18 protein-coding genes are annotated in these 18,368 nt (G+C 40.5%); 11 read left to right on the top strand and 7 right to left on the bottom strand.

The features are described from left to right. Window positions 1-55 precede the first annotated feature (55 nt). Complete coding sequence (locus A6M13_RS10935) at window positions 56-787, bottom strand: alpha/beta hydrolase (RefSeq protein ID WP_066546101.1); 732 nt, start codon at window positions 785-787, stop codon at window positions 56-58. A gap of 102 nt (window positions 788-889) precedes the next feature. Between A6M13_RS10935 and A6M13_RS10930 the strand changes: the two genes are divergently transcribed. The 3 genes from A6M13_RS10930 (at window position 890) to A6M13_RS10920 (ending at window position 4,916) form a co-directional block, all read left to right on the top strand. Further along, window positions 890-2,038: a sensor histidine kinase gene (locus A6M13_RS10930; RefSeq protein WP_066546098.1), complete on the top strand. Its 1,149-nt coding sequence runs from the start codon at window positions 890-892 to the stop codon at window positions 2,036-2,038. Between the two features lies 1 nt (window position 2,039). Then, on the top strand, window positions 2,040-2,639 hold the full coding sequence (locus A6M13_RS10925; protein ID WP_066546097.1) for a response regulator transcription factor: 600 nt from the start codon (window positions 2,040-2,042) through the stop codon (window positions 2,637-2,639). A 90-nt stretch (window positions 2,640-2,729) separates the two neighbouring features. Then, entirely contained in the window at window positions 2,730-4,916 is a 2,187-nt protein-coding gene (locus A6M13_RS10920) for an MMPL family transporter (RefSeq protein WP_066546085.1), read from the top strand. Window positions 4,917-5,095: 179 nt separating this feature from the next. On the opposite strand, the gene A6M13_RS10915 is transcribed toward A6M13_RS10920, so the two are convergent. Both A6M13_RS10915 and A6M13_RS10910 read right to left on the bottom strand, forming a co-directional pair. Continuing rightward, entirely contained in the window at window positions 5,096-5,422 is a 327-nt protein-coding gene (locus tag A6M13_RS10915) for a hypothetical protein (RefSeq protein ID WP_066546082.1), read from the bottom strand. Beyond that, on the bottom strand, window positions 5,422-6,309 hold the full coding sequence (locus tag A6M13_RS10910) for a ParA family protein (protein WP_066546081.1): 888 nt from the start codon (window positions 6,307-6,309) through the stop codon (window positions 5,422-5,424). Before A6M13_RS10910 ends, A6M13_RS10915 begins: the two co-directional genes overlap by 1 nt. A 322-nt stretch (window positions 6,310-6,631) precedes the next feature. On the opposite strand from A6M13_RS10910, the gene lpdA reads away from it, so the two are divergent. Next, window positions 6,632-7,966 carry a dihydrolipoyl dehydrogenase gene (lpdA, locus tag A6M13_RS10905; RefSeq protein WP_066546080.1) on the top strand — a complete coding sequence of 445 codons (1,335 nt, stop codon included), beginning with the start codon at window positions 6,632-6,634 and terminating at the stop codon, window positions 7,964-7,966. 44 nt (window positions 7,967-8,010) lie between these two features. On the opposite strand, the gene A6M13_RS10900 is transcribed toward lpdA, so the two are convergent. Next, complete coding sequence (locus A6M13_RS10900; RefSeq protein WP_066546077.1) at window positions 8,011-8,352, bottom strand: hypothetical protein; 342 nt, start codon at window positions 8,350-8,352, stop codon at window positions 8,011-8,013. Window positions 8,353-8,676: 324 nt separating this feature from the next. Between A6M13_RS10900 and A6M13_RS10895 the strand changes: the two genes are divergently transcribed. Further along, window positions 8,677-10,668: a catalase gene (locus tag A6M13_RS10895; protein ID WP_066546075.1), complete on the top strand. Its 1,992-nt coding sequence runs from the start codon at window positions 8,677-8,679 to the stop codon at window positions 10,666-10,668. A 53-nt stretch (window positions 10,669-10,721) separates the two neighbouring features. On the opposite strand, the gene A6M13_RS10890 is transcribed toward A6M13_RS10895, so the two are convergent. The 3 genes from A6M13_RS10890 to A6M13_RS10880 form a co-directional block, all read right to left on the bottom strand. After that, entirely contained in the window at window positions 10,722-11,492 is a 771-nt protein-coding gene (locus tag A6M13_RS10890; protein WP_066546073.1) for a helical backbone metal receptor, read from the bottom strand. 70 nt (window positions 11,493-11,562) lie between these two features. Further along, window positions 11,563-11,925: a hypothetical protein gene (locus A6M13_RS10885; RefSeq protein ID WP_066546071.1), complete on the bottom strand. Its 363-nt coding sequence runs from the start codon at window positions 11,923-11,925 to the stop codon at window positions 11,563-11,565. Between the two features lie 74 nt (window positions 11,926-11,999). Continuing rightward, on the bottom strand, window positions 12,000-13,025 hold the full coding sequence (locus tag A6M13_RS10880) for a Cj0069 family protein (RefSeq protein ID WP_066546069.1): 1,026 nt from the start codon (window positions 13,023-13,025) through the stop codon (window positions 12,000-12,002). 219 nt (window positions 13,026-13,244) lie between these two features. Here A6M13_RS10880 and A6M13_RS10875 point away from each other — a divergent pair, with 219 nt between their 5' ends. The 6 genes from A6M13_RS10875 to A6M13_RS10850 all read left to right on the top strand — a co-directional run bounded on the left by A6M13_RS10875 (window position 13,245) and on the right by A6M13_RS10850 (window position 18,302). Further along, entirely contained in the window at window positions 13,245-13,736 is a 492-nt protein-coding gene (locus A6M13_RS10875) for a GNAT family N-acetyltransferase (protein ID WP_066546067.1), read from the top strand. A 407-nt stretch (window positions 13,737-14,143) separates the two neighbouring features. Then, complete coding sequence (locus A6M13_RS10870) at window positions 14,144-15,955, top strand: LTA synthase family protein (RefSeq protein ID WP_425393920.1); 1,812 nt, start codon at window positions 14,144-14,146, stop codon at window positions 15,953-15,955. 261 nt (window positions 15,956-16,216) lie between these two features. Next, window positions 16,217-16,429, top strand: a complete 213-nt coding sequence (locus A6M13_RS10865) for a hypothetical protein (RefSeq protein WP_066546061.1) — start codon at window positions 16,217-16,219, stop codon at window positions 16,427-16,429. A 393-nt stretch (window positions 16,430-16,822) separates the two neighbouring features. Then, complete coding sequence (locus A6M13_RS10860) at window positions 16,823-17,299, top strand: DsrE/DsrF/DrsH-like family protein (protein ID WP_066546054.1); 477 nt, start codon at window positions 16,823-16,825, stop codon at window positions 17,297-17,299. Window positions 17,300-17,344: 45 nt separating this feature from the next. Next, the gene (locus tag A6M13_RS10855) at window positions 17,345-17,905 is read left to right on the top strand and encodes a sulfurtransferase TusA family protein (protein ID WP_066546053.1); all 561 of its coding nucleotides are present in this window, start codon (window positions 17,345-17,347) and stop codon (window positions 17,903-17,905) included. A 1-nt stretch (window position 17,906) separates the two neighbouring features. Continuing rightward, window positions 17,907-18,302, top strand: coding sequence for a DsrE/DsrF/DrsH-like family protein (locus tag A6M13_RS10850; protein WP_066546051.1), 396 nt, complete (start codon window positions 17,907-17,909; stop codon window positions 18,300-18,302). Window positions 18,303-18,368: the final 66 nt, after the last annotated feature.

Genomic DNA, 18,368 nt, shown 5'->3' with positions numbered 1-18,368 from the left:
ACGTCAATGGTGTTGGTGATATTAGATGTAAGCTAACATTGATATGTGACGCAGCTTAATGGTGTGTTAAAAATGCTTTTATATGTGCCGTAATGTCCTCTTTATCGCGACTTAATGGCATTAAGTGTGAGGAATTGGCATAGCCTTTTACGAGCGGATTTACTGATTGGACATGTTCGGCAATACGTGCTGCGCTTTTTTCATACAGTGGCTCGTCGCGTTTACCATATAAAATGTGAATGGGTGCGGTAATCGATGCTAAGTCGCGCATGACGTCATCAATCATTGTTGAAAACTGCTGAAGCGGTGTGCGGTCCGCTTCAAGCAGCTCCCCTAGCTCCCGCTCAAATAGGTCGCGCTCTGTGCGAATGAGTTTTTTATAATTTAAACCGTATGCAAGCACGCGCTCAAATAAATCGTCGGCACTGCGCGCATAAGGTACGGACATAATGACAATTTTTTCGACAGCATATGTTTCCGCAAGTTTTAACGCAAATACTCCGCCGAGTGACACACCGATAACGGCAATGCTCGTTGCGCCGTGTTCCTTTAAGATGTTATAGCCTTCGACAACGTCTACCCACCAATCACTTGGGCTTGTTTCAAGTAGCTGCTCAACCGGCAAGCCATGACCACGGTAGCTGGGCACATAACAGCTATAGCCGTCTGCTTGCAAACTTTCGGCAAGCTTTTTCATGTCGCGTGTTGTGCTTGTAAAGGAATGGAGCAGTAATACGCCGCGAGAATCCCCTTGTAAATGAATCGGCTTTGGTGCAACAATTTTCATGTTATCCACTCTCCTTTGTGTTCTTCATCATACAGCACATGTGCAATTTTTTCAGTTCATGTGCATAGCCGTGTTATGATAATGTCGAATTGGAGGAACAATATGAAACGGTTAACGACTAATGATGACATACGCTATGATATTCAGGCAGCGCGTCTGCCCGTATCGTATTTACATATATTGACGCTCGTCGTCGTGATTATGCTACAGTTGCCTACACTTATCTCGTATATGCAGGCATCGCTTCTTGCACTTTTTGGCATGCTCTTTATTGCACTACATTGGTATTATAACCGAATTGGCGCCTCATTTTATTTCCCTGTGCAGGCGGTGCTTTGTATGAGCTGTGCGACGCTTGCGGCAAATTATACGGTACTTATTTTAATGAGCTTTGGGCTAATTTTAATGATTCAGCTTTTTTATGAAACAACCAACCCGAAGCTCTATAGTCTGTATGTGCTCTGTTATTTTGCGGTGAGTACAGCTATTTTAAGTTTGACACATCGAGGGGAGCACTTATTATTTTTACTAATGATGCTGTTACTGATGCTTGTGCTTGTGTATTTAGTGCTCGCCATTTTTCATCAAAAGGATATTGAAAATAAGCGTTTAGAAGAAGCCAATAACCGAATTGCACAGCTCACACGCCAAACAGAACGCCAGCGTATGGCACGCGATTTACATGACTCGCTTATTCAGCGCTTAATTGGCGCGAACTTAAAGCTTGATGTCGTCGAGGTGCATTTGAAAAAAGGTAACTATGACAAGGCTGAACATGTCGTTACAGTAGCGAAGGAGCAAGTGGAGCAGTCGATTCACGAGGCCCGTCAAGTGGTGGAGGATTTACGCCAGTCGCTACACAGCTTGCCGTTTGAGGACCGCTTTATTGAGGAAGTGGAGCAGCTTGGCTTTTTATTAGCGTTGCCTGTCACAACGAGCATTATGATTGATACGGCACTACCGCCACAAGTGGAGGAGCATGTGCTAGCCGTCGTAAAGGAAGCATTGACGAATACGCATAGGCATGCAGAAGCAACCCACGTGACGATTACGTTGCTACAACAACGCACGATGTATGTACTTGTCATTGAGGATAATGGGATTGGCTTTTATAATGAGCAAGACATGACCGGGCATTACGGTTTACTTGGAATGCAGGAGCGCGCAGCCATTATCAACGGTGCGCTCCGTATTTATTCGCAAAATGGTGTGCGCATTGAGTTACAGTTTCCAATTTCGGAGGGGGAGTAATATGATACGTATTTGCATAATAGATGACCATTATATTGTACGCGAAGGCATTCGCATGGTGCTAGAGCTTGAAGAACATTTCGAGGTCGTTGCCGAGGCAGAAAACGGTCAGCAAGCGATTGCGTTATTGGCGACACATGACGTGGATGTGATTTTACTTGATTTAAATATGCCGGTAATGGACGGCATTCAGTTTTTACAACAATATAAAGGGACGACACCAGTGATTGTACTGACGACGTATAATGATGAGCAGTTATTACTGAAAGCTGTGAATTTAGGTGTGAGCAGTTATTTATTGAAAGATGCAGGACGCGCCATCATTTATGAAACGATTGCGCGCGTTATGAACGGTGAAACGTATTTTCCAAGTGCGCTACAACACGCGCTTCGTACAGCACGTGAGCGACCGGTATTTACAAATAAGGAGCTAGAGTTATTGCGACTGTTGGCAAGTGGCTTAAAAAATAAAGAAATTGCAAGTGAGCTCTTCGTGTCAGAACGCACCGTGAAAGCATATTTAACGACGATTTATGAAAAGCTCGACGTGAAATCACGTGGACAAGCGATTGCCATTGCTATTGAACAAAAATATATTTAACTTTTTGCCCAAACGTACATAGGATGTGTACGTTTGATTTTGTTATGATTATATATGTACAGTATTTTTTTATGTGAGAGGAGTATTATTGTGGCAAAACTTTTATACAAGCTTGGCTATTTGGTAACATCGAAGGCTAAGCTTGTCATTGCAGCAGCGATTGCATTTTTAGTAGCAGTCGGTGTGACGGCGCTTCTTGTCGGCATTAACTTCGATGATGATATGTCGATTCCAGGTACAGCTGCACAGGAAACAATTGAAATGCTTGAAGAGGAATTCCCAGAGGTTGGGAAGGCGGGTGCACAGTTACAAGTTGTGTTGAAAGCACCTGAAGGTAAAACGTTACTCGATGAAGATGTAGCACAGCACATTGCGCGTTTAACAGAACAGGTAAGCGAGCTAGATGGTGTAGAAATGGTTGTCACACCAGATATGCTACAAAACTATAATGAAGATAAAACAATTGCGTATATTATGGCGATTTATGACGTACCTTCGAAAGAAGTAACGTTTGACCAAGTGGACGACATGCGCGCATTGTTTCATGTGACCGAGGACGAGGGCATTCAAACAGAGCTTTACTCGTCTGAAACGGAAATTTATCCGATTGAAATTCACTTTATGACCGAAATTATTGGGGTTGGCATTGCGTTTGTCGTGCTGTTCTTTACGTTCGGTTCGCTAATTTTAGCCGGTATGCCAATTATGACAGCTGGTATCGGTGTTGTCGTCGGCTTATTAGGGATTTTAATTGCGACAAACTTTGCGTCGATTGCATTTGTATGTATTAGTTTAGCAGCGATGCTTGGGCTAGCAGTCGGCATTGACTATGGTTTATTTATTATTTCACGCTTCCGTCAAGAATATGCAAAAGGCTACTCGGTTCAACAGTCGATTGCTATTGCGAACGGCACAGCCGGCACAGCGGTTGTATTTGCGGGTATTACCGTCATTATTGCACTTGTTGGCTTAGCGATTCCACAAATTCCATTTTTAACGATGATGGGACTTTCAGCAGCAGTAACGGTATTCCTTGCGATTTTAATTGCAGTGATTGTCGTACCAGCTGCACTGTCACTGTTCGGGCATAAAATTACACCCGCAGTGGAACGTCCAAAAACAGCGGCAGAAAAATTTACAGACCGTGTGAAGCTATCAGGTAAATTTATGCAAGCATGGGCAACGATGCTGAATAAAGCACCAGCGCTTGTCGCGATTATCGGCATTGCCTTTTTAGTGTTTGTGTCGATGCCATTTTTCGATATGAAGCTTGGCTTACCAGATGATAGCTTCTATGAAGAAGGCACAGACCAGCGTGACTCATATGACTTATTAAAAGAAGCATATGGTGAAGGTGTGCACGCACCACTTGTCGTTGTTGCAGAGGCAACGAAAGAAGATGGTGAAGTACTTTCAAAACTAGAGCAACTTCAAGCAAATATTATGAGTATGGACCATGTCGATACGATTACTAACGTTGTACCGAAAGAATCAGGGGACATGGCTGTTATTACATTAAATCCAACGACCGGTCCAAATGATGAAGGAACAATTGATTTAGTGCATGAGCTGCGTGACGCGCAATACGATGGTATGAAGTTACATGTAACAGGCACAACAGCGATGAACATCGATATTTCTGAAAAGCTAAGTGAAGCATTACCAGTGTTTGCGGCATTAATTGTCGGCTTAGCATTCGTCATTTTTATGGTCGTCTTCCGCTCGATTTTAGTCCCATTAAAGGCAGTATTAGGCTTTGTGTTATCGCTTGGTGCAACGCTTGGCTTTGTAACGTGGGTGGTACAGGATGGTAACTTCCATGAGTTGTTCGGCTTTGCGACGACAAGCCCTGTGTTAAACTTCCTCCCAATTATTACAATCGGCATTTTATTCGGTTTAGCAATGGACTATGAAGTGTTCCTTGTGAGCCGTATGCGTGAGGAGTACACACATTCAGGCAATGCACGTAAAGCGGTGCTTGCCGGTATTCGTGATAGTGGCGGTGTTGTAACCGCAGCGGGCTTAATTATGGTTGCGGTATTCGCTGGCTTTATGATGGCACCAGACCCAATGACGAAAATTATTGGTCTTGCGTTAACGTTCGGTGTAATTTTCGATGCGTTTATTGTACGTATGCTAATCGTACCAGCAGTAATGCTATTGCTTGGTAAATCAGCGTGGTACTTACCGAAATGGCTCGATAAACTATTACCAAATATTGATATCGAAGGCGAATCGATTGTACATGAGTTAGAAAAAGAGAAAACACGCAAGTAAACAGTAGCACCGCATGAAGGCAACTTCGTGCGGTGTTTTTTGTATAGTTTAAACTGTAGAGCCTAATATACAACGTTACGAATAATTGTGAATGGCATAAAATGAACAGAGTAATCCTTGTGAAAACAAAATCCCCCGCCACAAAGTCTTTCGCTGGAGGGGGATTTTTGTAAATTGATTTATTCGCTAAAGTACATATCAAGCAGCTTATTAATCAGCTCTGATTTTTGCCCTTTTTCTTTTAATGCATTGAAGCGGGCGAAGTTTTCAGGTGTTAAGTAAACGGTAACTTGTTTGTTCGCTTCTTTTTTCTTTGCTTGTTGCATTTCGGCCTTTAACGCTGCAAGTGGGTTTGCTTCCTTGCCACCGATTTCGATATTATTTTCGACTTCATCATTGACTGCAATGTTAGTTTTAACTTCAATTTCTTGTGGTTGCGCTTGTCCTAATAGTGCATCAATACTTGTGCTGCGTGGTAAAGCAGTGTTTTTTGGTTCACGTGCCATTATTTCATCTCCTCCCATAAATCAAAATATTCACGTACTTGGTCAGACTTTTTAGTGCTTAATAGTGGTGGTAATGCTTCGTAGTACACACTATTTGCAATTTTAATCGTGTTTGGAATAAACGATTTTAAGTACGGCTTTTTACTTGCTTGGACAAATGTACGTGCTGTGCCAATAATCGATGCGTGAATATTCGTTTGTGTTTTCACTTTCGTTGCAAACACGCCACCAAATGTTGCACTTGGGTTACGTGTTGCGAATGAATCAAATGCGCGAATCGTTTTGCCCACAGAACGTAGGGCATATGTTTCTGGCTCATATGGTACATACACTTCAACATTATCAATCATTAATACGTTCGATACGAGCAGTGAATAAGCAGGTGGTGTATCAATAATAATATGTGTGTAATAGTTCGCAAGCTCACGACAAACATCGCGTAGTAGTGTTGTTGGGTCTGGATAAATTTCTAAGTTCGTTAAAATAGTCATTTCAAGTAAATCACAGCGTTCATTCGCTGTTAAGCAGTGTATGTACTTTTTGTCACTTTCTGCATATAGTTCATGAATTGTATTTTCAATCGCTGCCATACCCGTCACATTTGAGCCATCTTGTGCTGTATAGCCAAGCATCGCTGCACTTAAATCTTCATATTCTGGTAGCATATCGGCATCAAGTCCAAATGATGTGAACACATTAGCCTGTGCATCAATATCTAAAATACAAATTTTCGCTTCATCAATAGAAGCATCTTTTAAAATTGCTGCTGCAATATTTACTGCAGATGTCGATTTTAATTGACCGCCTTTTGCAATCGTGAAGGCAATTGTTCGACAAGTGACACCAGCATTATTTTGTACAAGTGTCCCTTTTTTTAATGTAGCCATCGTATTCGCTCCTTTGCTTGTTTAGCAATAATGCTAAATGACATAATAGCTTTATTATAACGAAAGGAACATCAACATACAATGCAATGTTAAAACTATCTTCTTCATTATATTTGACATTAATGTTGACGTCAATGTGAGTGTTTTGGGTCTTTCGTTAAGAATAGAAACACTTCTGTCTTAACCTGGTGCTTTTTAATCTCAACATTAATGTCAAAATTAACTTCAATGTTTTATAAATTGCGTAAAAATTGTGAAGATACTGTGGCAATCTTTGCATTCAGGAAACGTGAATGCTATCGTTAAAGAGAGGTGAGAGAATATGGAAAACTATGATGTAGCAATTATTGGTGCAGGTCCAGGTGGTTATGTAGCGGCGATTCATGCAGCGAAAAGTGGATTACGCGTCGCATTAGTAGAACGTGATAAAGTAGGAGGTGCTTGTTATAACACGGGCTGTATTCCATCAAAAATTATGTTGGAGCATAGTAAGCTTGTACAAGAAATTCGCCGCGGTACAAATTGGGGTGTGACCGTGCCGACGATTGATATTGATTTTGCGAAGCTAATGCGTCGTAAAGATGAAGTGGTCGATGAGTTATTAGCGAATATTGAAGGCTATATTGAAGCGGCAAATATTACATTTTTCCGCGGTGAAGCGTCCGTAACCGCTGCGCGAAAAGTCGTTGTGAATGAACAAGAGTTTACAGCGGAGCATGTTATTTTAGCAACAGGTAGCCATCCGTTTGTGCCGCCGTTTAAAGGGTTAGAGACCGCGAATTATTATACGACCGATACATTTTTTGCGTTAAAGGAATTGCCAAAACAACTAACAATTATCGGTGGTGGTGTAATTGCTGTTGAAATGGCATTTGCATTAGCGCCAATGGGAACAGACGTTACGATTTTAAATTATAGTGCAGATATTTTACAGACGGAAGAGCCAGATGCGCGACCACTCATTAAAGAGCGTATGGCAAAGCTTGGCATTAAGCTTGTGACAAACTTTGCGTTTGAGCAGTTTGTTGGCAATGAAATTCATACATCAATCGGTATTTTTGAATATGAGCATTTATTGTTTGCGACAGGTCGTCGTCCAAACACAGCGATTGCAGAAGCACTTGATTTACAAATGGATGGTCGCCTCATTCAAACGAACGTTCATTATGAAACGAGCATTCCGCGTATTTATGCGATTGGTGATTTAGTGGGTGGTTTCCAATTAGCGCATACCGCTTCTGCCGAGGGGATTCATGTCATTGATACGATTTTAGGCAAAAACTTGCCGAGCTTAAACCAGCAGGAAGTACCGCGTTGTGTGTATACACATCCAGAAATTGCGACATTCGGTATGCTCGAGCATGAAGCACCAGCTGATGCCATCGTAACAAAAATGTACTTACCGACGAATGCGAAGGCGTTACTTGAAGGGAACACAAAAGGCTTTATGAAGTTTGTCGCGAGTCCAGAAGGCGATATTTACGGCGCATGTGTTGTTGGGGACGGCGCGACGGAAATGATTAATGCGATGCTTGCCGCAAAAGTGTCAGGTGGTTCGGTAAAAGATTTAGCACGTATGATTTTCCCGCATCCAACTGTGAGTGAACATATTGGCGATGCAGCACGTGCTGTGTTCCAAAAAGCGATTCATCAATAAAAGGTTGTGCAAAACATGACGCTCATGTTTTGCACAACCTTTTTTTATAAAACCCACCATACATACACAACAAGAAACAGTGGTACGATGAGACTTTTAGTTTTACTGTCTTTCCAAGTCGTGATAATTGTACCGATTGCACCGAGTGAAAGCAGTGCAATACCGCTATACGTTAACCACAGGACATGCAGTAAATGGCCAAGCGAGGCGGTAAAAACACCGCCGGCAATTGCACCAATTGTGCAGAGAAAATGGGCCGAACAAAAATCACGGCGCGCCTCACGTTTATGTTGTGGGCTCATTTTTAAATACGTCACGAGCATGGTTATAAGCGGTGTTCCCCAAAGGATGCAGAAAATAATAAGTGCGTCTGTATCGATATTCATGTTCTCTCCTCCAGTTTCCCTATTGTATAAAAGCATACCATAGATGGAACAAATATTAATGTTCCTACTTTTGCCACATTGTATAGAAGAAAAAGAATACGCTTTAGGATAAAAGGTTGGCGACAAGTGTGCATGTGTGTAAGAAATGGAAAGAATGCTACTAGGCAACTGGATAAATTTTATAAACAGCTAAGCGTATTGACGTGTTTTTTGCCGAATTTGGTTTCTTTATGATGGCATGGGTAATAGTAAAGACAGCTCTAAATATAAGTGAAAATTTGTAGAGTTATACGATTCATTGAATACTACCGAGGAGGCTTTCTGATGGAAGAAAATAAAAAACTACAACAGCTAAAGCAATACAAAGTAAACGACAATGAACAACCGATGACAACAAATCAAGGGCTAAAAATCACGGATGATGAACATTCGTTAACGGCTGGGTTACGTGGCCCGACATTAATAGAAGATTTTCATTTTCGCGAAAAGATGACGCATTTTGACCATGAGCGTATTCCAGAGCGCGTCGTACATGCAAGAGGAACGGCAGCACATGGTATTTTTGAAAGCTATGACAACCATAGTGCGATTACAAAGGCGGACTTTTTAAGTGAAGCTGGAAAGCGAACGCCGGTATTTGTACGATTCTCGACGGTCGCAGGCTCACGTGGGTCAGCGGATACAGTACGAGATGTACGCGGCTTTGCGACAAAGTTTTATACGGATGAAGGTATTTATGATTTAGTTGGAAATAATATTCCTGTTTTCTTCATTCAAGATGCGATTAAATTCCCCGATGTCATTCATGCAGTAAAACCTGAGCCACATAATGAAATTCCACAAGCGCAAAGTGCTCATGATACATTTTGGGATTTTATCGCACATAACCAAGAATCAGCCCATATGATTATGTGGCATTTATCTGACCGTGCGATTCCACGTAGTTATCGTACGATGGAAGGGTTTGGTGTGAATACATTCCGCTTCGTGAATGCACAAGGGGAAGCACATTTTGTGAAATTCCACTGGAAGCCAGTACTTGGTATGGCGTCGCTTGTATGGGACGAGGCGCAGAAGATTGCGGGGAAAGACCCAGATTTCCATCGCCGTGATTTATATGACAATATCGAAGCGGGCAATTACCCAGAGTACGAACTATGTGTGCAATTATTAAAGCCTGAACAAGAGCATGATTTTGACTTTGATCTTTTAGACCCAACCAAAATTTGGCCAGAAGAGCAAGTGCCACTGCATAAGCTTGGCAAAATGACGTTAAATCGTAATGTTGATAATTTCTTTGCGGAAACAGAGCAAGTGGCGTTCCACCCAGGGCATGTTGTACCAGGTATTGATTTTACAAATGACCCACTATTACAAGGTCGCCTATTTTCATATACTGATACACAGCTTATTCGATTAGGTGGGCCAAACTTCCACGAGTTGCCGATTAACCGTTCAGTTTGTCCGTTCTTCAATAATCAGCGAGACGGTTACGGACGTCAAACGATTAATGTAGGACGTGTGAGCTATCATAAAAATGGCATGCAAAATAACACACCACACGAAGTACCGGAAGAAGATGGTGGCTATCGTCATTATGAAGAAAAGGTGGACGGTCATAAAATTCGCGCCCGTAGTGAATCGTTTAATGACCATTTTACACAAGCGCGTATGTTTTGGATTAGCTTAACAGATGTAGAGCGCGAACATATTGTGAAAGCGATGAGTTTTGAACTTGGGAAAGTCGAAACATTGGCGATTCGCCAGCAAATTGTCGATATGTTTGCCAATGTGTGCCGCGATTTAGCCACAACGGTTGCACAAAATATCGGCGTAGAGCCACCACAAGAAGGCATCGAACCACCAGATGTGAAGACGCCGTCGCCAGCTGTTAGTATGGAGCAACGTCCTGCAAAAGGAACAGCGACTAAAAAAGTAGCGGTTGTTGTCAATGATAAGAGCGCAATTGAAGAACTAGCAAGTGCCTTTGATGAACAACATATGACCGTCGAGTTTATTAGTAGTAAGCAAGGCTTCATCCGTGATTTTGAAATCAAACAAACATTTGATACTGCACATCCGGTATTATATGACGGCTTATATGTAGATGCGACCTTTGATTGCCCGGTAACGAGTCGTAAATTGCAAACATTTGTGGATGATACGTACAATCACTATAAGGCAATTGGTTATCACGAAGCACCGTTGATTGATGCACAATATGTCAATGAACCAGGTGTTGGGCAAGGTGTACAGACATTTATTGAGCTATTAGCAGAGGGGCGTCATTTTGACCGCACATTTGCGATTGGTTAAGTACGAATAAAAAAAGCATACTGCCCGACAAAAGTCGTGGGCAGTATGCTTTTTTATTCTGATGCTTTCGCAAAAAACTGTCGTAAATACGCAGCCGCTTCGACCATTTTCGCACCGTACCAAAACATTTCGCCATCAATTAAGCGAATGTCGGTGTGTGGTAAATGTGCTTGTAATTCTTGAATATGTTTATCACGAAACGGGAATGGCTCAGAGGATAGAAATAAATAATCGAGCTGTGCGTGCTGTAGTTGTTCAATCGTCACAGCAGGGTAGCGCCCATCGAACGAGGCAAATGGATTATGAAAACCAATACGTGTGAGGACGTTATGAATATATGTTGTATCACCAACAACCATATATGGTTTTCGCCACATCATATAAGCTGCGCGCCCGTGCTGTTGTGGCAATTGCGCAAAGGCGCGTGTAATGTTTTCTTGAAGTGCCGTCGCTTGCTCGGTGCGATGTGTGAGCGCACCCATTTTTTCAATCATTGTTAGTGCTTCGGGAATGGTTTGTACTTGTGCAACATAGACAGGATAGTATGCCGCAAGTGTTTCTACGATGTCTTTTGTATTTTCTTCCTTTTCACAAATAATCAAGTCTGGTTGGAGCGCATGAATAGCATCAAGATCAATATCTTTTGTGCCACCAACTGTTCGTACAGTCGCCGTTTGTGCTGGGAAAATACAATAGCGTGTGCGCCCAACAATATTGTCTTCTAACGATAAGGCAAATAATGTTTCCGTAATGGCTGGGCATAGTGAAATAATGCGTCGAGCAGGTGTTTGCATATGGACAGTTCTTCCTAATTCATCGATCATCTAAAAAAGCCCCCTTTCCTTCTAGTATACAAAAAAGAACGAGGAAGTTGTGTCCTCGTCCTTTTTTATCTTATGATTTTTTCGTATTTACAGGGATGTGCTTATGCTTTTTTGTGATTTTTTTAATTAAGATGTGTAATAGCTCATCTTCTTCATCATTGTCAGTAATGATGGAATTTGTATCATGCATCGCCATATAACTACTGCTTGGATATTCTTCTAATTCAGGTGTGATGAAGCGACCATAACCTTGACGTATACCAGCAGATTTTACATCAATTGCGACAATTTGTGCGAGCGGAATATGTGTCGTACGTGGCTTCACGCGATAAAAGAATAAAAAGCCTTTAATGCCTTTACATTCGATGATTAGTTCTTCATCGGTTAATGTGGCAATATAGCCACCATTACTATCAAACTCAAATGTTTCCATACAATATTACGCCTACCTTTGTTGTCATTCGTTTCTTCTATTGTATGGGCAATGTTTCATGAATACAAATAAAATTACACACGGACTGAAATTGTTTCAATAATCGCTTCAGCAATCGGTTGTGCAAGCTCCAAATGGGACGTGAAGCCGACACATGAACAGTTTAGCTCACTTAAAATATAAGTTGTTTGTTGCTGTGGTGTTGTATGCAAAATAAAATCAGCCGTCCATAAAAATGGCAATGTATAGCCAAGCAGTGTGCGCATTGTCGGCAGTGCATCCAGTAAATGCTGAATGAGCGCTGGGTAGGCATTTGGTTCATGATACGTATAGCGCGCGCCTGAAAATAGTGTTGTGCTAAACGCATCTTGTACAGCCGGCTCTTTTTTCACAATTTGCAGCGGTTTGTCGTTTAGCATAATAACACGTAACTCACCTTCTGTAACACGTGGTAAATACGGCATATCAATTAACGAAGCTTCCTGAATATAGAGTTGCTCCGTACACTGCTCAATAAAAGCTTGCAACGTCATTGTGGTTGTTTGATTATCTTTCGCCTCTGTGCAATGAATACGCGCATGAAGTGGGATAAGCGTTTGTTGACGCAGTGATGTATCTTCTAGTTGAATGCGCCAAACACCTTCACCTGTTGACCCGCGATTTTTTTTCACAACCCGGTCTTGTACAGCGAGTGTCGTCGGTAAGAAATGTGTGAAGCTTTCTGCATCGGTATATAAAAACGTATCGGTTGGGACAAGAGGCGTATGGCGTAATGTCACGAGCGCTTCTTTATCGCCATACGTTTTCATTGTACGCGGATGCGATAAGCCAACAATGCCTTGCTCGGACAATTTCTCAAGCATCGCCATATAGAGTGCCTCGTTTTGTAAATTCCCAGGATTAATACGTGACACATACGCAACAGCATGTGCTACGGTATAGGCATAAATTTCATCAATGAATGCTTCGTCAAAAAATAATACTTCCGCTGCTTGACCTCGTTTTTGGAGCGCATCAATCATCGGGCGTGTATCGGGACGAAAGCCGTCGGGACCTTTATCAGAACCACCACGTACTTCAAAGAAAATTACTTTTTTCATTGCGTCAACCTCCTTTAATAGCTCCATCGTACCAAATGACTATGTTGTGAATATAAAGGGCAGTTAAAGAATTATCACAGCACGTGTACGCAAATTTCAATTTTAAAATGAAATTTGCGCCAATTGTTTATGCGCCCTTTACAAATTGTCCTTACCTGTTAACAAGCGTAGGATTATGGCTTGTGCAAATGCGGTATAGTACAGCAGGAGGTGCTTTTGTTGAATTATTCATTTAAACAAGTAACAGATGACGATGTATTAGATGTGTTAACCATTTATATTTCAAACGATGCTTATTTTGAAGCGATGTCAGAAAGTGCACCGTCAGAAGATATTATTGAGCAAGACCGAGATACGATACCAGATGGGGTAGATGATGATGCGAAATATTATGAGATTGTGTATCACGAGCAGGAACCGATTGCCATTTTAGATTTTTTAGTCGGTTATCCAAGTGCTGATACGATTTATATTGGCTTACTGATGATTGACGCAAGTTTGCACGGGCAACGGCATGGTGAGCGTATTTTAGCTGATTTTTGCGAGCGTTGGCATCATGCGCCCATCACAACATTACGTTTAGGTGTGGCAAAACAGCATGAACGTGCCTATGCGTTTTGGCAACGTTTAGGTTTTGACGCGGTCAATGAAAAAGAAGCAGTCGTCGGTGGTGTGACGCATTCGTTTATCATCATGGAGCGTGCGTTATAACAAGTGTTCACAAATACGTCATAAAAAGACCGTCTGAGTGCATTTGCTCAGACGGTCTTTTCGGTATGAAGCGATGATAAACAGCAGCAGTGTCTTGTGAGGCTCAGTCGGTGAGAATGTATTGTATGACAGAAGCTACCGCCTATGTGTATAGGCAATCATACAATTTTTTTGAATTCATCCATAAAACTTTTTATTCAATGAATGGGGAAAAGTGTGGTATCATAGTGCATTGAGATTCCTAAGAAACCTAATAAATGTACGTTACGTCCTACTAAGGGAACGACACGAGACTGTAGTAATATGAAAGGAAGAAAAGAGGAAGACTTTTGCGCAATTTAAAACCATACAATATTTTACTGCTGGCATTAGTAGCAGTATGGGTCAAAACCGTTGTGATTCATTTAATGAGCTTTGACTTAGGTATTGAAACATTTACTCAACATTTAATTTTATGGCTAAGCCCGCTCAGCTTTTTATGTTTAGCGTTTGGCGTTGCCTTCTTATTTAAGAAAGCGAGAAATCGCAATCTCTATATTTTAGCAACCATTTTAGTACTTGATATCATTTTGTACGGGAATGTCGGCTTTTACCGCTTCTATACGGATTTTGTAACGATTCCAGTATTATCGCAAACAAGTAATTTTGGTGATTTAGGGTCATCTATTGCAGAAATTTTGTCATGGACAGACATTTTCTTCTTCATTGACTTCTTTATCGTAGCGATTGCGATTAAGCTTGTAAAAGACCAGCAAGATACATTTACATTCCGTAAGCGTTTTGCATTAGCAAGTATTGCCGTAGCCGGTCTTGTATTTGCCGTAAACTTATACTACGCAGAACAAGAACGTCCACAACTACTGACACGCAGTTTTGACCGCGTGCTACTTGTGAAAAATTTAGGTGTGTATAACTACCATTTATATGATATTTATACGCAAACGAAAGCATCGACGCAACGTGCAATGGCAAATAGTGATGAATTAGTGGAAATTCAAAACTATGCGACAGCGAACAAGGCATCTATTAATGAAGAGATGTTCGGAAAATACGAGGGACGAAACGTCATTTTCGTATCGATGGAATCACTTCAAAGCTTTGTCATCAATCAAGAAATGAACGGACATATTGTGACACCATTTTTAAACTCACTTACACAAGATAAAGATACGTATTACTTCAGTGATTTTTACCACCAAACAGGGTTAGGTAAAACGTCGGATTCAGAATTTATTGTCGAAAACGGGTTTTTAGGAAGCGGAAATGGTGCAGCATTTTTCACAAATGGTGAAAATACGTATACAGGTATGTCAGGTGTACTAAGTGACAATGGCTATTACACAAGCGTATTACACCCAAATAATAAATCGTTCTGGAACCGTGACCGTATGTATCAATCATTAGGGGTAGATCACTTCTATGATATTGATGCTTATACGATTGGCGAAGGACAAAGCGTTGGTTGGGGCATGAAGGACATTCCGTTCTTTGAGCAATCGGCACAAATTTTAGCAGATTCACCACAACCATTTGCATCACGTTTAATTACATTAACAAATCATCATCCATTTGAGCTAGACGAAGAGGATAAACTAATTCCTGAATACGATTCAAATTCAGGTACATTAAATCGTTATTTCCAAACAGTGCGTTATATGGATGAATCGTTAAAGGTATTTTTTGAACAGTTAAAAACACAAGGGATTTATGATAATTCGATTATTGTTATGTACGGTGACCATTATGGTATTTCAGAGCTTCATCATAAAGCGATGGCGAAATATTTAGGCAAAGAAGAATTAACAGCATACGATCATGCATTACTACAGTCGGTGCCGTTATTTATTCATATCCCAGGGTCAAACGATGGACAAGAAATTACGAAAACATCGGGTCAAATCGATATTCGTCCAACAGTGCTTCATTTATTAGGCATTAGTACAGCGAATGATGTACAGTTTGGTGATGACCTATTCTCAGAAGAGCATGATGGTATTGTGCCGTTCCGTGACGGACGTATTATTACAAGTGATTATGTATTTACACAAGATGTGTGCTACGACCGCGCAACTGGCGAAGAAGTCGAAAAAGCGGTATGTGAACCAGCGTTTGAAAAAAGCGGGGCTGTGTTAAACTATTCAGATCAACTGATTTCACTTGATTTACTACGCTTTTATGAGCAGCATCAGGACATATCACCACAAACAAATACGCAGTAATAAACAGGCAGCTATCTTACGAGGTAGCTGTCTTTTTTTATAGTGTAGCAAAGAAACGAGCTAAAAAGGGAGTAACTAACAAACCTTCAACAAAAATTTACAGTAAATTCATAATTGATAGAAAGTACTAAAAATCATAAAAAAATTCATCGTCTATACAAGAATTTGCTTTTTGTCATTGTGAGAAAGCATGTTATAATGTAGCGTAGTAATATGTAAGAGTATATGGTGAATTGAAAAAACTGATAAGGTGAGAACAAAATGACAGTTACAGATGTGCAACTAGCAGAGTTGTTTATGGTCTACTGGAAGCGGAAAAAAGCATATGAAGAGTTACAGAGCTCGTCGCTTACGAATGTAAATGCGTATTTAACATGTAAACGTAATTTGCAGTTAGTGAAATTAGAAATGGAACGCCGTGGTTTAACAAAAAAAGAAATGAAAGTCTTATACAAGCAACATATTTCATCATAAAAGTGCCTTTAAGGGTGCTTTTTTTTTGGTTGCTACATGTAATATAAACGGCTATGGGTATTTACCAGTATAATCAAGAATTATGTGCTTTTTATAGAATTATGTGCGATTTGGATAGCTTGATTGGCAACCGAAAGTATAATTAGCTATAGGGGGATATAAATATCACACGATTTTCATAATGATGAGATTCTAATTAATGTATAAAAATAATACTCTGTGATATTTTTATCATTTTTTAAACTGATTTATCTTTTTACTTCTAAAAGTAAAAGTTTTGTTGTTGACATAAACCTATAGGGGTATTAATATAAAGCATGTAAGGTATCATAAAAAACAACACCGCAAATGCGGGTTTTTATTTTCAATAAAATAATACCTATGGGGGTAAATATGGAGAAGAAAAAAACAACAATCGTCCTATTTAGTGGCGATTACGATAAAGCAATGGCAGCTTACATTATTGCCAATGGCGCAGCAGCTTATGACCATGAAGTAACGATTTTCCACACATTTTGGGGCATTAACGCATTACGTAAGCAAGAACCAGTACATGTACAAAAAGGCTTTTTAGAAAAAATGTTTGCTAAAATGATGCCGCGTGGTGCTGAAAAACTTGGCTTATCGAATATGAATATGGCAGGTATGGGACCAAAAATGATTAAGCACGTAATGAACAAGCATAATGCTTTGACATTAACGCAGCTAATTGACATGGCACAAGAGCAAGATATTAAACTAATTACATGTACAATGACGATGGATTTATTAGGTCTTCAAAAAGAAGAATTATTAGACGGCATAGAGTACGCAGGTGTAGCAGCTTACTTAGCTGATGCAGAAGACGGTAATGTAAACTTATTTATTTAACACGATATTTTTTTTATTAAAATTAATACCTATGGGGGTAAAGAAATGATTAAAGCAGACGTACAATTAGATGCAAAAGGGTTAGCATGTCCAATGCCAATCGTAAAAACGAAAAAGGCAATGAATGATGTAGCAGAAGGACAAGTACTAGAAATTCAAGCAACGGACAAAGGTTCAGTAGCAGACTTAGCCGCTTGGTCAAAAACAGTTGGTCACCAGTATATCGGTAGCCAAGAAGACAACGGTGTATTTTATCACTACATTCGTAAATGTAACCAAGAAGCTAGTGAAGTTGCCGAAAAAACATTTGCGTATACAGCAACAAATGAAGAAGCAATCGTATCAGGTGCAACAATTTTAGATGTACGTGAAGCGGCAGAATACGCATTCGGTCACATTCCAGGTGCTGTATCAATTCCAATGGGTGAGTTAGCACAACGCATGAACGAGTTACAACAAGACGAAGCAATTTATGTGATTTGTCGTACAGGTACACGTTCAGATATGGCGGCACAACAATTAGCAGAAGCGGGCTTCACAAATATTAAAAACGTCTTACCAGGTATGGTTGGGTATGAAGGCGAACTAGCGAAAGAGGTCAACTAATATGTCAAACAAAGTAGCAATTATCGCAGCAAACGGTGGTCTTTTCGACGCGTATAAAGTGTTCAATATCGCAACAGCAGCGGCAGCGTCAGAAAAAGATGTACAAATTTTCTTCACATTTGAAGGCTTAAACTTAATTCATAAACAACGCATGCATGTACTTGAAATGCCAGCAGGAAAAGAGCTTTTTGCGGAAGGCTTTCAGAATGCGCAAGTGCCAGCAGTTCCACAATTAGTCGAAATGGCACAAGAATTAGGGGTTAAATTTGTCGCTTGTCAAATGACGATGGATGTAATGGGCTTAACGAAAGATGATTTCGTTGACGGTATTGACGTAGGTGGCGCTGTCACATTCCTTGAATATGCAAAAGATGCATCACTAACATTAACCTTTTAATATCGGCACTATTTTTAGTTTCCGTAGCACTATGTTACGAAACCAAAAAAATTTCACAAAAATAAT

The organism is Caryophanon tenue, from assembly GCF_001700315.1.
GTDB lineage: Bacteria > Bacillota > Bacilli > Bacillales_A > Planococcaceae > Caryophanon > Caryophanon tenue.
This window is presented reverse-complemented; position numbering and strand designations above follow the sequence as displayed.

Bases quoted from the DNA above. Each gene is read 5' to 3' on its own strand.
- lpdA (WP_066546080.1), top strand. From the start codon at position 6,632: ATGGAAAACTATGATGTAGCAATTATTGGTGCAGGTCCAGGTGGTTAT.
- A6M13_RS10860 (WP_066546054.1), top strand. From the start codon at position 16,823: ATGGAGAAGAAAAAAACAACAATCGTCCTATTTAGTGGCGATTACGAT.
- A6M13_RS10895 (WP_066546075.1), top strand. From the start codon at position 8,677: ATGGAAGAAAATAAAAAACTACAACAGCTAAAGCAATACAAAGTAAAC.
- A6M13_RS10910 (WP_066546081.1), bottom strand. From the start codon at position 6,309: ATGGCTACATTAAAAAAAGGGACACTTGTACAAAATAATGCTGGTGTC.
- A6M13_RS10855 (WP_066546053.1), top strand. From the start codon at position 17,345: ATGATTAAAGCAGACGTACAATTAGATGCAAAAGGGTTAGCATGTCCA.
- A6M13_RS10915 (WP_066546082.1), bottom strand. From the start codon at position 5,422: ATGGCACGTGAACCAAAAAACACTGCTTTACCACGCAGCACAAGTATT.
- A6M13_RS10900 (WP_066546077.1), bottom strand. From the start codon at position 8,352: ATGAATATCGATACAGACGCACTTATTATTTTCTGCATCCTTTGGGGA.
- A6M13_RS10850 (WP_066546051.1), top strand. From the start codon at position 17,907: ATGTCAAACAAAGTAGCAATTATCGCAGCAAACGGTGGTCTTTTCGAC.
- A6M13_RS10935 (WP_066546101.1), bottom strand. From the start codon at position 787: ATGAAAATTGTTGCACCAAAGCCGATTCATTTACAAGGGGATTCTCGC.
- A6M13_RS10870 (WP_425393920.1), top strand. From the start codon at position 14,144: ATGAGCTTTGACTTAGGTATTGAAACATTTACTCAACATTTAATTTTA.
- A6M13_RS10925 (WP_066546097.1), top strand. From the start codon at position 2,040: ATGATACGTATTTGCATAATAGATGACCATTATATTGTACGCGAAGGC.
- A6M13_RS10880 (WP_066546069.1), bottom strand. From the start codon at position 13,025: ATGAAAAAAGTAATTTTCTTTGAAGTACGTGGTGGTTCTGATAAAGGT.
- A6M13_RS10885 (WP_066546071.1), bottom strand. From the start codon at position 11,925: ATGGAAACATTTGAGTTTGATAGTAATGGTGGCTATATTGCCACATTA.
- A6M13_RS10865 (WP_066546061.1), top strand. From the start codon at position 16,217: ATGACAGTTACAGATGTGCAACTAGCAGAGTTGTTTATGGTCTACTGG.
- A6M13_RS10930 (WP_066546098.1), top strand. From the start codon at position 890: ATGAAACGGTTAACGACTAATGATGACATACGCTATGATATTCAGGCA.
- A6M13_RS10890 (WP_066546073.1), bottom strand. From the start codon at position 11,492: ATGATCGATGAATTAGGAAGAACTGTCCATATGCAAACACCTGCTCGA.